The sequence below is a fragment of the Actinoplanes sp. CA-051413 genome, from assembly GCF_050955795.1.
Lineage (GTDB): Bacteria > Actinomycetota > Actinomycetes > Mycobacteriales > Micromonosporaceae > Actinoplanes.
Map to the genome: position 1 here is coordinate 987,622 of NZ_CP192100.1, position 13,453 is coordinate 1,001,074.

Here is a 13,453-nt window from a genome sequence, read left to right on the forward strand (position 1 = left end):
ACGAAGAAGCCGGCCGACTCCTCGTGAGTCGGCCGGCTTCTCTGTGTCCGAGGTGGAGATCAGCTCAACAGCCGCCAGCGGCCGCTGCGGGCCACCAGCAGGGTCAGAGCCTGCGGCATCAGTCCGGAGTGGTTGTCCGGGGTCAGCCGGATCGGGCCGGCCAGGCCGTCGGTCTGCGAGGTCTCCAGCACGTCGCGGATCCGCTGACGGTCGCCGCCGACCTTGGCCACCGCGTCGGCGATCAGCTCCACCGCGTCGGCCGCGAACGCCGCGACCCCCGAATAGCTGCCGTAGCGAGCGGTGTAGTCGCGGAACCACTGCTTGCGGGCCGCCTTCGCCGGCGTCGTGGCGATCACGTCGTCGATGGCCAGGATCTGGGTGAAGACCATGGTGGTCTTGTCGGTGGCGCTCGCGGCCGCCTGCGGCAGGAAGAGGTCACCGGCCGCGGCGGCGTCGAAGTAGACGCTGCCGGTGAAGCCGGCCGCCTTGGCGCTGGTGGCCGCCAGCGTGGCCAGATCCGAGCCGGCCAGCACCACCAGGGCCTCGGGGCCGGCGTCGGTCAGCGTGCCGACCGTCTGGCTGATCTCGGTGGCCGTCGGCTTGACGCTGCGGTTGCCGGACAGCGTGATCTTGGCCGCCTTGAGCTGTTCGACCATCTTCTTCTGCGCGGCCCGGCCGTAGAGATCGTCGGCGTAGAGCAGCGCGGCGGACTTGGTCTTCTTGCGGGTCAGCTCGGCCACCATGGCGGCCACGCTGTCGGTCGAGTTCGGACCGAGCTTGAAGACGTACCGGCGGCTCTGCACCGGCGTGGTCACCTCGTCGGCGGCGGCGAGCGCGATGGTCGGGATCCGCTGGTCGTTGATCGTCTTGGCCGAGTCGACCACACACTGGCCGCAGGAGCCGGCGATCACCGCGGCCACCGCCGGGTCCGCCGCGAAGGTGCTGATGTTGCGCAGCGAGGCGGTCGGGTCCGACCGGTTGTCCTGGGTGCGCAGCACCAGCTCCCGGGATCCGAGGACGCCCGAGGCGTTCACCTGGTCGATCTTGAGCTGCAGCGCGCGGGTGTACGCGTAGTCGACCGCGGAACCGGAGGCGTCCAGGTCGGCGCCGATCACGATCTGCGTCTTGTCGCCGGTCTCGGGGTCCGAGTCGCAGCCCGTCAGCGCGGCGACGGCGAGCGTCGATACAGCCACGGACGCTGTCAGACGGCGGGGGAGCCTCACTGCGGGTGCCTCCTAGGGGGCGGAGCCCGGGATTGAACCATCCCGGTGAACGCAACGTTGTCCGGTGTGGACCGCGCGAACACGGACAGTCCGTCCGTTCGATCGCGCCAAACCTTGCCAACGTGAAGGTCCCTGGTCAAGCTGCGCCGCAGACGGCCGCCGGGATGACTTTCCCACATAGTGGTTGGAATCTTGATGGATCAGCGTCACTGTACGAACACGGAAAGTTGCCATGGTTACATTCGTGCACGTCAACGCCTACGCAGTGTCGATTGTCGAGCCGAACGGTTGATTGTCAGCGCGCCGTGAACAGTGTTTCCGGAACGTCGCAGACTTCCCAAACCGTTGCCGTCTCTGATGAAATCGCGGCCGTGCCGCGTGTGGCACGAGCCCTGTCGCGTGGATCGGCTATTCCCGGGCGGCAGTATCGGGGTGGGCGAAGAGATGCGGGGATGACCAGCGAGGAGATGTCGTGAGCACCGGTTCTTCGACCCAGGCTTCGACCTACCCCGCTCGCGCCGCCGGAAACCCGGTGGGACCCAGCGCGGACGCCGGCCGGCCGAGCGGCGCCGGGACGCGGGAGCGGCGCGGGCGCATCCCGCGCCTGCGTGACGCCCGGATCCGGTCCAAGCTGGCCCTGATCCTCTTCGTGCCGCTGGTGGCCGTGCTCGCGCTGGCCACCGTCCGGCTCGTCGACGTGGGCGGCTCGGCGCTCGACGCCCGGCAGGTCGAGGACCTGACCGAGCTCTCCACCGACGTCTCCGACCTGACGCAGTACCTCCACAAGGAGCGGATGGCCGCGGCGCAGTATCTCGCGGCGCCGGACACCAAAGCGGACGGTTACAACGCCGCGATCGCCCAGAGTGACCAGCGCATCCAGCGGTACACGGCCGACCGCCGCGAGCTCGACGAGTCACCCCCCGCCGTGCAGGACCGGCTCAACCGCATCGACCAGCACCTGCAGACGATGGACGCCACCCGTAAGAAGGTGACCGACCGCGACGAGATCGCCGTCTCCGAGGTCGTGCTGCGCTACGGCGTCGTGCTCACCGACCTCGTGGGCTACGGCGAGGTCCTCAGCCAGTACGCGGGTGAGGGCACGGTCGCCGACAGCCTGCGCGCGGTCTCCGCGTTCGCCCGGGCCAAGGCCGGCACCGCCGAGCAGGAAGCAGTCGCGTACGCCTCCCGGGCCTCCGGTGACGTCAGCGTCGAGCAGCTCTCGGTCCTGACCGCCACGGAGACCAGCCAGCAGGAGGCGCTCGAGAGCTTCGCGCTGGTGGCGACCCCGCAGCAGCGCGCCCTGGTCGACAACACGGTCACCGGCGACGCGATCAACCTCGCCGACCAGTACGCCACCCGGCTCAACCGCTCCGACCCGATCGAGCCGGTCGAGCTCACCCAGTCCTTCGGCGCGGTCGTCGACCTGATGCGCTGGGCCGAGCAGCGGCTCGAGACCCAGGCGCTGCAGCAGGCGTCCGACGAGAGCTCCGCGGTGGGCCGCCAGGCCGCCATGGAGGCCGGCCTGGTGCTGCTGACCCTGATCATCGCCATCGCGCTGGCCGTGGTGCTGGCCCGCTCGCTCAACCTCTCGCTGCGCCGGCTGCGGGAAGGCGCCCTGGCCGTGGCCAACCGCGACCTGCCCGAGGCGGTCGCCCGGCTGCGCGACGTGCGCAACCTCGGCGACGGCGGCGCCGACGACATCGTGCGGCAGGTCCGCGACCCGATCCGGCTCAGCAACCGCGACGAGATCGGCCAGGTGGCGCAGGCGTTCAACGTCGTGCACCGCGAGGCGGTCCGGATCGCGGCCGAGCAGGCCGCCCTGCGGACCAGCGTCTCGGCGATGTTCCTCAACCTGGCCCGCCGCTCGCAGAGCCTGGTCGACCGGATGATCGGCGAGCTCGACCAGATCGAGCGCGGCGAGGAGGACCCGAAGCGGCTCGCGCAGCTCTTCGAACTCGACCACCTCGCCACCCGGATGCGCCGCAACGACGAGAACCTGCTGGTCCTGGCCGGCGCCGACTCCAGCCCGCCGCGCCGCGAGGACGCCCTCGTGGTGGACGCGCTGCGCGCCGCGCAGTCCGAGGTCGAGCTCTACAACCGCATCGAGTTCGGCACCGTCGACACCGACATCTCGATCGCGGCCGTGGCCGTCAACGACGTGGTGCGCCTGGTCGCCGAGCTGCTCGACAACGCGACCCGCTTCTCGCCGCCGAACACGGTGGTGGTCGCCGACGGCCGGCGCATCCGCGACTACGTGGTGATCCAGGTCGAGGACCGCGGGCTGGGGATGTCCGAGGAACAGATGGACTCCCTGAACCGGCGGCTGGCCGAGACCCCGGACGTCGACGTGGCCGCGTTCCGGCTGATGGGCCTGGCCGTGGTCAGCCGGCTGGCCAACCGCTACGGCGTCCGGGTGGAGCTGCGGGCCAACATCGAGGGCGGCACGGTCGCCCAGGTGATCCTGCCGAACCACATCGTGGTGCTGCCCAGCAACCGCCCGCTGGACCCGCCGAGCCGCGGCAACCGCCAGCTCGACGCGGCCCCGGCCAACTGGAACGACCCGATGCCGCTCGGCCGGGGCAGCGCGGCGACGGCGACCCTGCCGGCCATCGCGCCCGAGCCCTGGGGGCAGCAGCGCTCCGACGACGGCCTGATCCGGGCCGGTTCCGGCGGCTTCTCGGCCATCAGTAACCCGCAGCAGCCGCAGCAGCCGGCCCACCCGCAGCTTCCGCGGCAGCCCTCGCAGCTGCCAGGCCGCGGCGAAGGCACGCCCACCCCGGACCGTCCGGTCCTGCCCAAGCGTGGCGACGGGCTCCCGAGCACCGACCGGCCGCCGCTGCCCACCCGGGTCACACCGCCGGCCGAGTCCGCGCCGGTCGCCGGTTCGGGCTTCGGCTCCACGGCCACCAGCTCGCCGACCATGGCGTACCCGACCATGAAGGCCGCGGCGCCCGACCGGCAGCAGAACTACGCACCGGCCTCGGGCTTCGCGATGCCGGACGGTGGCACGGTGCCTGCCCCGCGGCAGCCGGCCAGCCCGAACCCGAACGGCTGGGGTGCCGCGCTCGCCGCGATGCCGCCGCCGCCCCCGCCGCCGGCCGCCCAGCCCGAGGACCGCGGCGAGACCTCGCCGATCTTCCTCGAGATGCAGCAGAGCTGGTTCAAGGGACACGCCGGGCCGATCTCCGAGGAGTGGAGCATGCCGACCGCGGGCTACGCGCCTCCGCCGAACCAGCCGCACGCCGCGGTGCCCGCCGCGACCGCGACGGCCGCCCCGGCGGCAGCGGCCCCGGCTCCCGCCCCGGCGGCTCCCGCTCCCACCCCGGCGGCGCCGGTCGCCCCACCGGCCCCACGGGCCCCGGTGGCCCCACCGGCGCCGGTCTCCCCGCCGGCCCGAGCCGAAACGACGACATCCCGCGCCCCGAACGCGGGGCAGAATGGTTCGCGACCGGCGGACGCCGGTCCGGACAGCGGTGCCCAGGTGCCCCGGCCACGCAGGTCGGCCGAGGATGCCTGGCGTACCGCCGCCGACGAAGGATGGCAGCGGGCGATGGCCGCGGCGGAACCCTCCGTCACCGACACCACCCGTTCCGGACTACCCAAGCGGGTGCCCCAGGCCCAGCTCGTCCCCGGTGGCGTGCAGAGCAGCCCGCGCAACCAGAACCGTCGCAGCCCGGATGAGGTACGTGGCCTCCTCTCCGCGTACCACCGCGGTGTGCAACGTGGGCGTACGGCCGGCAGTGAAGAAGCTGCCGCGGGCGCCCCTGCTCCGAAGGAGAACTAATAGTGACCAGGCCCCCCACCATGCAGGACATGGGCTGGCTGCTCAGCAACTTCGCCGACAGCGTGGCCGGTATCGCGCACGTCGTCGCGGTCTCCGCCGACGGCCTGCTGCTGGCCTCGTCGCGGGACCTGCCGGCGGACCGTGCCGACCAGCTCGCCGCGATCACCTCCGGTGTCGTCAGCCTCACCGACGGTGCGTCGCGGATGTTCAACGCCGGCGCGGTGCAGCAGACGATCATCGAGATGGACAGCGGGTACCTCTTCCTGATGTCCATCAGCGACGGGTCGTCGATGGCCGTGCTGGCCGCGCGCAGCTGCGACGTCGGCCAGGTCGGCTACGAGATGGCTCTGCTGGTCGAGCGGGTGGGTGCCGCCCTGGTGCCCGCACCCCGCGAGGCCGTCGCGCACCAGGTCTGACCCGTACGACCCCGCAACGCTGCTGATGTGTGCCGGAAGGAGGTGACCGCACGATGGGACAACCGAGTGACCCCCGGGGAAACCTGGTCCGCCCGTACGCGGTCACCCGGGGCCGGACGGAGCCGCGTCGCGACATCCCCATCGAGGCGGTCCTGGTAGCCAGCCAGGCCGCCGTGCAGGAATCCCGGTTCGCCGGGCATGACAAGTACCGCATCGCCGTGCTGTGCGAGCCGCGGGCGCAGTCGTTGGCCGAGATCGCGGCCTACAGCCGGCTCCCGCTGGGAGTCGCCCGGGTGCTCGTCGCCGACATGGTCGCCGACGGGCTGTTGACGCTGCACAGTGCCGCTCCCAAGGAAGGCTTCACGGAGCGGATGGATCTGCTGGAAAGGGTGTTGAGTGGACTTCGCAAGCTCTGAGCGGGCGGGGGCGCAACCCAAGGAGATCACCTCCGCGAAGATCGTCATAGCCGGCGGCTTCGGCGTGGGCAAGACGACCCTGGTCGGTGCGGTCTCCGAGATCGAGCCGTTGACCACCGAGGCAGTGATGACCTCGGCGGGACAAGGCATCGACGACGCGTCCAAGGTGCCCGGCAAGGAGACCACCACGGTCGCCATGGACTTCGGCCGGATCACCATGGCCGACGACCTGATCCTGTACCTCTTCGGCACGCCCGGCCAGACCAGGTTCTGGTTCATGTGGGACGAGCTGATCCGGGGTGCGGTGGGCGCGGCGGTCCTGGTGGACACCAGGCGGATCTCCGACGCCTTCGCGCCGCTCGACTATTTCGAGAACCGTCACCTGCCGTACCTGGTGGCACTGAACTGCTTCGACGGCGCTCCCCGGTACGAACCGGAGGAGGTCCGCGAGGCCCTGGCGATCGCACCGCACGTACCGCTGCTGATGTGTGACGCCCGGCACCGCGACTCGGTGAAGTCCGTGCTGGTCGGGGTCGTGGAGCACGCGATGGCGACCCTGGTCGCCGAGCAGGGCAGAGGGTTCCCCGCGACCGTGGGGTGACCCGGCATCGTCTTCTGCGTGGCGGTCCGTCCGGGTGCGGGCCGCCGCGTTCTGCTCCGCCGGGGAGCCGTTTGCTCCGCGGGGAGCTGTTTTGCTCCGCGGGGAGCTAGCTGTTTGCTCCGCCGGGGAGCGAACCGCTCAGGCGGGCAGGCGGTAGCCGCGTTTGACGACCGTCTGGATGACGCCCGGCGTGCCCAGGCCGGCACGCAGGCGGGCCACGGCCATCTCCACCGCGTGCTCGTCCGCGCCCCGGGGCAGGTCGCGCAACAGGGCCGCCCGGGACAGGACCCGCCCCGGAGTGGCAGCGAGCGCTCTCAGGACCGCCATCGGCGCCGGGGCCAGCGGCTTCAGGTCACCGTCGACGATCGCCGCGTGGCCGCGCAGGGTGAGCTTGTGCCCGGCCACCTCCAGCGACAGCGCCCGGCGGGGGAGCTCGTCCACGATCGTGCGGACCAGGGCGCTCAGCCGGGCGCGGGCCGGCGTGACCACCGGGATGTCGTGCCGGCGCAGCGGCGCCGCGGTCACCGGGCCCACGCAGGCGGACAGGACGTCCACGCGCAGGCTCTCCAGCAGCGGCTCGGTGCTCGGGCCGGCCGCCCGCAGCAGCGCCCCGACCGCCGGGGCTGAGGTGAACGTCACCGCGTCCACCAGGCGTCCGGTGATCAGGTCGACCAGGCGGTGCAGGGGTGCCGGGTCCACCGGCGGCGCCCAGCGGTAGACCGGGACCTCGATCACCCGGCCGCCGGCCGCCTGCAGCGCCTCGGTGTATTCCGGCTGGCTCTCGCCGTGCAGCTGCATCGCCACCGTCAGACCCGCGATGCCGCGGGCGGTCAGGTGCTCCACGACCTCTTCGTAGCTCTCACCCTCGGGTGACCACTGGTCCTGCAGGCCGGCGGCCCGGATCGCGGCCCGGGCCTTCGGGCCGCGGGCGACCAGGTACGCCCGGGAGAGCACCGCCCGCAGCGGCTCCGCCAGCCCCCAGCCCTCCGCCGCCTCCAGCCAGCCCCGCATGCCTATCCCCGTGTTGACCAGCACGATGTCGGGGGGCTGGGCCAGGCAGGCCCGGGTGGCCGCGCGCAGCTCCGCGTCGTCGGCGATCGGGACGATGCGCAGCGCGGGGGCGATCACCACGCGGGCGCCTCTGTTCTCCAGCAGACCGACCAGCTCGTCCCGGCGGCGGTCGGAAGTCACGCCTATCGTGTAGCCGGACAGCGACGCCGTGGGCTCCGCGAGCGCTGCTGCGGTGATCACGGTCCTTCGCGCGCTGCCGGCCCGTTCGGTCATCCGGCGGCCCGCCCTCCCCACACTGAGGTGCGGGGAGGGTTGCCAGAAAGCCGCGGCGTGGCCGGCCGGTCCACCGAAGGGCACGCTCGGAGACCGCCGTCCTCAGCGTCGACCCGCTCCCATGTCACGCCTGCGTTCTCCGCCGTACCTCCGACCGGCACACGCCGCGGCTTCCCGGTGCCGAGCCGGTCAACCGGCTCGGCGGGCACCGCCAGGTCCGTCCTCAACCCTGGCGGTGGTTCGTGGGTGGTGCGCCCGGGCGCGCCGCCGGGCCGGAGCCCTGGCCGCGTCGTCGGGTTGCCCGCACCACTTGCCATGTCCGAAGCGTGCCGGGGGGTAATTTCGGCTCCGCGTCCCGTATGTTTCGAGCCTGCTAAGAGGCATTCACGTCAGCGGGTCATCACCGTGGGTGGAATCACCCGGCCCCATGTCGGCGTGCCGCGGGGGACCGCCTAAACTAGGAGCGCTACGTTATCCGGTCCCGTCTGCACGGCGGGCCCACCGCCCGTTTTGACCGCGCGCCGCACAGGCGGGTATTGTTGCCTGCTGTTGTGCGACAGCTGCGAGCACGCCCGTTCGGGTAGGCTCGATGTTCGTGCTTGACGCGGCCAGCGCGCGCCCCCAGACCGACGACGAGACAAGGTAATTCTGTGCGTACGTACAGCCCGAAGCCGGGTGAGATCGAGCGTCAGTGGCACATCATCGACGCTTCCGACGTCGTTCTGGGCCGGCTCGCCACCCACACCGCCACCCTCCTGCGTGGCAAGCACAAGCCCACGTTCGCCCCGCACGTCGACACCGGCGACTTCGTGGTGATCATCAACGCGGGCAAGGTCGCGCTGACCGGCAACAAGCGGCAGACCAAGGTCGCCTACCGGCACTCCGGCTACCCGGGTGGTCTGAAGCAGGTCAACTACGAGGAGCTGCTGACCAAGCGCCCCGAGCACGCGGTCGAGCTGGCCGTCAAGGGCATGCTCCCGCACAACAAGCTGGCCCGCCAGATCATCAAGAAGCTGAAGGTCTACCCGGGCGCCGAGCACCCGCACGCCGCGCAGCAGCCGGTGCCGTTCGAACTCAAGCAGATCGCGCAGTGAGCGCGGGCGAAGGAAACAGCATGACCGACATCGTCGAGCCCGAGGTCGCCGAGACCGTCGTGGAGCCCGCCGCCGCCGAGGAGCCCATCACTGAGGCTCCCGCCGAGGAGCCCACTGTCGAGGAGCCCGCCGCCGAGGCCCCCACGGCTGAGGTTCCGGCCGCCGAGGTTCCCGCCGAGACCGTCGTGGTCGTCGAGGCCGCGCCGGCCGCGGTGCGTGCCCCGCGCCCGGGTGACCGTCCGATCCAGACCGTCGGCCGCCGCAAGGAGGCCATCGTCCGGGTGCGTCTCATCCCCGGGACCGGCAAGATCACCTGCAACGGCCGCGACCTCGAGGCGTACTTCCCGAGCAAGGTGCACCAGCAGCTCATCCGTGAGCCGTTCGCCACCGCCGAGAAGCCCGAGCAGTTCGACGTCATCGCGAACCTCCGTGGCGGCGGCATCACCGGCCAGGCCGGAGCGCTGCGCCTCGGCATCGCCCGTGCGCTGATCACGAACGAGCCCGACGACCGCCCGGCCCTCAAGAAGGCCGGCTTCCTCACCCGTGACTCGCGGGTCAAGGAGAGCAAGAAGTACGGCCTCAAGAAGGCCCGCAAGGCTCCGCAGTACTCGAAGCGCTGATCGCAGCGCTCGTCTTGCACCACGTCTGACCGGACGGCCGGGTGCGCCCCTCGTAGGGCGCGCCCGGCCGTTCGCGTTTCCCTCCCTCACAACACAGCACCGGCCCACCGCACCCGAGCAGGGGCGGGACCGGCGAAAGGAACGACCGCCATGGGGCGACTCTTCGGCACTGACGGCGTACGCGGGCTGGCGAACGGTGACCTGCTCACCCCGGAACTGGCCCTGTCGGTCGCGGTCGCGGCTGCCCGGGTGCTCATCGAGAGCGACGCCAGCCACCAGCCGCTGGCGATCGTCGGGCGCGACCCGCGGGCCAGCGGCGAGATGCTGGAGGCGGCGGTCGTCGCCGGTCTGACCAGCGCCGGCGCCAACGTCGTCCGGGTCGGCGTGCTGCCCACGCCCGCGGTCGCGTACCTGGTCGGCCAGGCCGGTGCGGACCTCGGCGTGATGCTGTCGGCGTCGCACAACCCGATGCCGGACAACGGCATCAAGCTCTTCGCCCCGGGCGGCCAGAAGCTCCCGGACGAGCTGGAGGAGAAGATCGAGGCGGCCATCGCGGACGGGCACGGCCTGGTCGGACGCCCGACCGGGGCCGGCGTGGGCCGGGTGCACGACCTGCTGGACGGCGCCGAGCACTACGTCAAGCACCTGCTCGAGGCGACCCCGCACCCGCTGACCGGGGTGAAGGTCGTGGTCGACTGCGCGAACGGCGCGGCCAGCGAGGTCGGCCCGACGGCGTACGAGGAGGCCGGCGCGGAGGTCATCGCGATCCACGCCGACCCCGACGGCCTCAACATCAACGACAACTGCGGCTCCACCCACCTGGAGGCGGTCCGCGAGGCCGTCCTGGAGCACGGCGCCGACCTGGGCCTGGCCCACGACGGCGACGCCGACCGCTGCCTCGCGGTGACCGCGGCCGGCGACGTGGTCGACGGCGACCAGATCATGGCGATCCTGGCCCTGGCGATGCGCGAGGCGGGCACCCTCACCGAGGACACCCTGGTCGCGACGGTGATGAGCAACCTGGGCCTGCGCCTGGCCATGAAGGACGCGGGCATCAAGCTGCTGGAGACCAAGGTCGGCGACCGGTACGTGCTGGAGGAACTGGCGGCGGGCGGCTACGCGCTGGGCGGCGAGCAGAGCGGGCACATCGTGATGCCGGCGTACGCGACCACCGGCGACGGCGTGCTGACCGGCCTGCACCTGATGGCGACGATCGCCAAGACCGGCAAGTCCCTGGCCGACCTGGCGTCGGTGCTGCACAAGCTGCCGCAGGTGCTGATCAACGTCCCGGTCAAGGACCGGCAGGCGGGCGCGGCGGCGCCGACCGTGCAGGCGGCGGTGGCGCTGGCGGAGGACGAGCTGGGGGAGACCGGGCGGGTGCTCCTGCGCCCGTCGGGCACCGAGCACCTGGTACGGGTGATGGTCGAGGCCGTCACCGAGGAGCAGGCGCGGACGGTCGCGGAGCGGGTTGCGGACGAGGTCCGGTCGGCCAGTCCGGCCTAGCTGGTGGTGAGCGGCGGGTCGGGCGGATCGCTCGGCCCGCCGGGTCGGCTTCGCCTTGGGTCGGCTTCGCCTTGGGTCGGCTTCGCCTCGGGCTGCTTCGCCTCGGCTTGTCGGGGGTCAGGCGAGGGTGCGGAGGCGCTTGGCGGCTTCGTCGATGACGTCCTCGCGTTTGCAGAACGCGAAGCGGATGAGCCGCTGGCCCTGCTCCTGGTGGTCGTAGAAGACCTGCGTGGGCACGGCCACGACGCCGCAGCGCTCCGGCAGTGACCGGCAGAAGTCGACGCCGTCCGTGCCGCCCAGCGGGGTGATGTCGGCGGTCACGAAGTAGGTGCCCTCCGACGGCAGCACGCCGAAGCCCGCGTCCGTGAGGCCCGCCACGAGCCGGTCCCGCCGGGCCTGGAGGCCGTCGCGGAAGCCGGTGAAGTAGGAGTCCGGCAGGGCGAGGGCGACGGCCACCGCCGGCTGGAGGGGTCCCGCGTTCACGAACGTCAGGAACTGCTTCACCCGCATCGCGGTCGACACCAGCGGGGCCGGGCCGGTCGCCCAGCCGACCTTCCAGCCCGTGCAGGAGAAAGTCTTGCCCGCCGAGGAGATCCGCAGGGTGCGCTCCAGCATGCCCGGCAGCGTGGCGAGGGGGATGTGTGGCGCGGCGGCGTCGGTGAAGACCAGGTGCTCGTAGACCTCGTCCGTGACGGCGTACACGTCGTGCTCCTGGCAGAGCCGCGCGATCAGCGCGAGCTCGTCGCCGGTGAAGACCTTGCCGGTCGGGTTGTGCGGCGTGTTCAGCAGGATCATCCGGGTGCGCGGCCCGAACGCGGCGCGCAGCTCACCCTCGTCGAAGCCGTACCGCCCGTCCGGGCCGGGCCGCAGCGTGACCGGCCGCCGGACCGCGCCGGCCAGGGCGATCGAAGCCGCGTACGAGTCGTAGTACGGCTCGAAGCACACAACCTCGTCCCCGGGCTCGCACAGCCCCAGAATGCTCGCGGCGATCGCCTCGGTGGCGCCGGCCGTGACCACCACCTCGGTGTCCGGGTCGCGTTCGAGGCCCCAGAACCGCCGCTCGTGGGCGACGATCGCGGCCCGTAGCGCGGGAATGCCCGGCAGCGGCGGGTACTGGTTCGCGCCCGAGCCGAGGGCGGCGGCGGCCGCGGCCAGCATCTCCGGTGGCCCGTCGGTGTCCGGGAAGCCCTGCCCGAGGTTGACCGAGCCGGTGCGCACGGCCAGCGCGGACATCTCGGAGAAGATGGTGGTGCCGAACGGGCGCATGCGCCCGACGAGCGGATCGGCCGGGGTCGACGTCGTCACGACGCCAGCCTACGACCGTCCGCTCGGCTGCCGCTGCCCACCGGAGGTCAGAACATCAGCTTGGTGCAGGCGGCGGTGATGAAGCTGCCCTGGCTCGTCTTCTGGGCCACTTCCTGGCCGTCGACCTTGGCGCTGCAGCTCAGCTTGCCCTCCGAGGTCGCGCCCCGGACGGCGATGACCGAGACCAGCGAGGAGCCCTTCATCGTCACCGTCTTGCGCCACGGCAGCGAGGCGTTGCGGACCCGCTGCGGGTCGCCGCCGAGCTTCTCCACGTACACGATCTCGGCCGGTCCGTCGCCGGTGACCTCGTACTCGACCTTGAGCTCCTGGTTCGGATCCACGTTCGGCAGGTTCGGCAGCCCGGTGGGCAGCTCGGTCGGGAGATCGGTGGGCAGCTCCGTGGGCAGGCCGGGCACGTCGGTCGGCAGGTCCGGCACCTCGGTCGGGAAGTTCGGCAGGGAGTCGATCTTCTCCTGGGCCTTGTCGGTGGCCCGGTTAACCAGCAGCACGGCCGAGGTCACGCCGCCGGCGCACAGCAGCAGCACTACCGCCACGAGCACGGCGACCAGCGGTACGTTGCTGCGCTTCGGCGGCGGAGGGGTGGCGCCGTAGCCGGGCTGGCCGTATCCCGGCTGCCCATAGCCGGGCTGGCCGTAACCAGGCTGGCCTTGGCCGGGCTGGCCGTATCCGGGCTGGCCTTGGCCGGGCTGGCCGTAGCCGGCCTGGCTGTACTCGGGCTGGCCCTGTCCGGGCTGGCCGTAGCCGGCCTGGCCGTACTCGGGCTGACCGTAGCCGGGAGGGGCGTAGCCGCCCGGAGGGGCGTAGCCCGGCGGCTGGTAGGCCGGCGGCGGGAACTGGCCCTGCTGGTCCGGCGGCGGATAGCCGGCCTGCGCGTCGTAGTGCGGCTGCGGCTGCCCGGGCTGGGCCTGCCCGGACTGCGGCTGGCCCGGCTGGGGCTGGCCCGGCTGGGGCTGGCCCGGCTGGGCAGGGAACTGCGAGGTCGGCGGATAGCCGTCCGGCGGCCCGCTGCTCTGCGCGTTGGGCTGCGGCAGCGAGGCATAACCCGGCTGAAACGACGGCGCCGGCGGGCGCGGTGGCTCGGCCGACAGGGAATCGCCCGACGGGGACGACCACGGCTGACCGGATACGGGTTCTTCCGCGGGGTACGGCCGCGTCGGGTCAGAAGGCGGTGGGTAGCTCAATCGTC

Annotated in this window: 11 protein-coding genes; 7 read left to right on the plus strand and 4 right to left on the minus strand. The window is 72.2% G+C overall.

Translation table 11 applies throughout. The annotated features are described in order from the left end of the window. Positions 1–59: 59 nt before the first annotated feature. Positions 60–1,223 (minus strand): ABC transporter substrate-binding protein, encoded by a 1,164-nt coding sequence (locus ACQP2Y_RS04765; protein ID WP_433724913.1) that lies wholly within the window; start codon positions 1,221–1,223, stop codon positions 60–62. Positions 1,224–1,695: 472 nt separating this feature from the next. Between ACQP2Y_RS04765 and ACQP2Y_RS04770 the strand changes: the two genes are divergently transcribed. From ACQP2Y_RS04770 to ACQP2Y_RS04785, 4 genes are read left to right on the plus strand one after another with little or no spacing between them, the layout of a single operon-like run. After that, positions 1,696–5,007 carry a nitrate- and nitrite sensing domain-containing protein gene (locus tag ACQP2Y_RS04770; protein ID WP_433724915.1) on the plus strand — a complete coding sequence of 1,104 codons (3,312 nt, stop codon included), beginning with the start codon at positions 1,696–1,698 and terminating at the stop codon, positions 5,005–5,007. Positions 5,008–5,009: 2 nt separating this feature from the next. After that, positions 5,010–5,423, plus strand: a complete 414-nt coding sequence (locus ACQP2Y_RS04775; RefSeq protein WP_199515804.1) for a roadblock/LC7 domain-containing protein — start codon at positions 5,010–5,012, stop codon at positions 5,421–5,423. A 53-nt stretch (positions 5,424–5,476) separates the two neighbouring features. Next, positions 5,477–5,839 carry a DUF742 domain-containing protein gene (locus ACQP2Y_RS04780; RefSeq protein WP_360551876.1) on the plus strand — a complete coding sequence of 121 codons (363 nt, stop codon included), beginning with the start codon at positions 5,477–5,479 and terminating at the stop codon, positions 5,837–5,839. Continuing rightward, on the plus strand, positions 5,820–6,440 hold the full coding sequence (locus ACQP2Y_RS04785) for a GTP-binding protein (RefSeq protein WP_203776533.1): 621 nt from the start codon (positions 5,820–5,822) through the stop codon (positions 6,438–6,440). The genes ACQP2Y_RS04780 and ACQP2Y_RS04785 overlap by 20 nt, the downstream gene beginning before the upstream one ends. A gap of 138 nt (positions 6,441–6,578) precedes the next feature. Here the strand turns inward: ACQP2Y_RS04785 and ACQP2Y_RS04790 are convergent, their stop codons facing one another. After that, a complete protein-coding gene (locus ACQP2Y_RS04790; protein WP_433724918.1) occupies positions 6,579–7,724 on the minus strand; it encodes a uroporphyrinogen-III synthase in 1,146 nt (381 codons plus the stop codon). A gap of 650 nt (positions 7,725–8,374) precedes the next feature. Here ACQP2Y_RS04790 and rplM point away from each other — a divergent pair. The 3 genes from rplM to glmM all read left to right on the plus strand — a co-directional run bounded on the left by rplM (position 8,375) and on the right by glmM (position 10,941). Further along, positions 8,375–8,818 carry a 50S ribosomal protein L13 gene (gene rplM / locus ACQP2Y_RS04795; RefSeq protein WP_433724920.1) on the plus strand — a complete coding sequence of 148 codons (444 nt, stop codon included), beginning with the start codon at positions 8,375–8,377 and terminating at the stop codon, positions 8,816–8,818. Between the two features lie 185 nt (positions 8,819–9,003). Next, on the plus strand, positions 9,004–9,438 hold the full coding sequence (rpsI, locus tag ACQP2Y_RS04800; RefSeq protein WP_433731754.1) for a 30S ribosomal protein S9: 435 nt from the start codon (positions 9,004–9,006) through the stop codon (positions 9,436–9,438). A gap of 150 nt (positions 9,439–9,588) precedes the next feature. Then, positions 9,589–10,941, plus strand: coding sequence for a phosphoglucosamine mutase (glmM, locus tag ACQP2Y_RS04805; RefSeq protein ID WP_433724922.1), 1,353 nt, complete (start codon positions 9,589–9,591; stop codon positions 10,939–10,941). A 117-nt stretch (positions 10,942–11,058) separates the two neighbouring features. Here the strand turns inward: glmM and ACQP2Y_RS04810 are convergent, their stop codons facing one another. Both ACQP2Y_RS04810 and ACQP2Y_RS04815 read right to left on the minus strand, forming a co-directional pair. Continuing rightward, positions 11,059–12,207 carry a pyridoxal phosphate-dependent aminotransferase gene (locus ACQP2Y_RS04810; protein WP_433731756.1) on the minus strand — a complete coding sequence of 383 codons (1,149 nt, stop codon included), beginning with the start codon at positions 12,205–12,207 and terminating at the stop codon, positions 11,059–11,061. Positions 12,208–12,293: 86 nt separating this feature from the next. Next, complete coding sequence (locus ACQP2Y_RS04815) at positions 12,294–13,448, minus strand: MmpS family transport accessory protein (protein WP_433724924.1); 1,155 nt, start codon at positions 13,446–13,448, stop codon at positions 12,294–12,296. Between the last annotated feature and the right edge of the window lie 5 nt (positions 13,449–13,453).